The organism is Amycolatopsis sp. NPDC003676 (assembly GCF_053587275.1).
Genome location: NZ_JBSFNS010000450.1, coordinates 1 through 1024, shown reverse-complemented (window position 1 = coordinate 1024; position 1024 = coordinate 1). Strand labels below are relative to the sequence as shown.

Genomic DNA, 1024 nt, shown 5'->3' with positions numbered 1-1024 from the left:
GTCGACGACGTCGAGGTCCAGGCCGGGCAGCGCGACGGTGCCGGTGTCGGCGGCGGTGGCCGCCTCGAAGGTCAGCGCCACCTGGAACAGCGGGTGGTGGGCCTGCGAGCGGGTGGGGCTGAGCACGTCGACGAGCCGCTCGAACGGCACGTCGGCGTTGGCGAAGGCCGACAGGTCGACCTTGCGGACCTGGTCGAGCAGGTCACCGAAGGTGCCGCCGAGGTTCACCTCGCTGCGCAGCACCAGGGTGTTGACGAACATGCCGACGAGGTCGTCGAGGGTGCGCTCGCCACGGCCCGCGATGGGGGTGCCGATGGCGATGTCGGTGCTGTTGGACAGGCGCGCCGCCCAGGTGGCCAGCGCCGCGTGCATCACCATGAACAGGGTGACGCCGTGCGCGCGGGCGATCTCGGTCAGCGCCTGGTGCAGCCGGGCGTCGACCGAGAAGCGGTACAGGTCACCGGCATTGGTGGCGATCTCGGGACGCGGGCGGTCGGCGGGCAGCTCGATCTGGTCGGGCAGGTCGCGCAGTTGCTCGGTCCAGTAGGCGATCTGGCTCGCGGCGACCGACTCGGGATCGGACTCCTCGCCGAGCACCTCACGCTGCCACAGCGTGTAGTCGGCGTACTGCACCTCGAGCGGCGCCCACGCGGGGACCTCGCCCCGGACGCGCTCGGTGTAGGCGACCACGACATCGCGCAGCAGCGGGCGCAGCGAGAAGCCGTCACCGCTGATGTGGTGCATGACCAGCACGGCGACATGGTTGCGCTCGTCGACGCGCAGCAGGCTGGCGCGGAACGGCACCTCGCGGGTGACGTCGAAGTGCACGCCCGCCAGTTCCACGACGCGGGCGACGACCTCGTTCGCGGTGACCGGCTGGGCGGGCAGCGCGAAGCGGACCTCGTCGGCGGGCAGGACCTGCTGGTACCCGGCGCCCTCGAGCTCGGGGTAGAAGGTGCGCAGCGACTTCGATGTACATCGCCCTCGCCGACGCCTTCGACGCCGTCCGCACGCCTATCGCCGT

At 71.5% G+C, this 1024-nt stretch carries 1 protein-coding gene; it reads right to left on the bottom strand.

The window, feature by feature from the left end:
• Positions 1–963, bottom strand: a 963-nt coding sequence (locus tag ACWDNU_RS47155) for a condensation domain-containing protein (protein ID WP_449673621.1), incomplete at its 3' end; no start/stop codon positions are given.
• Between the last annotated feature and the right edge of the window lie 61 nt (positions 964–1024).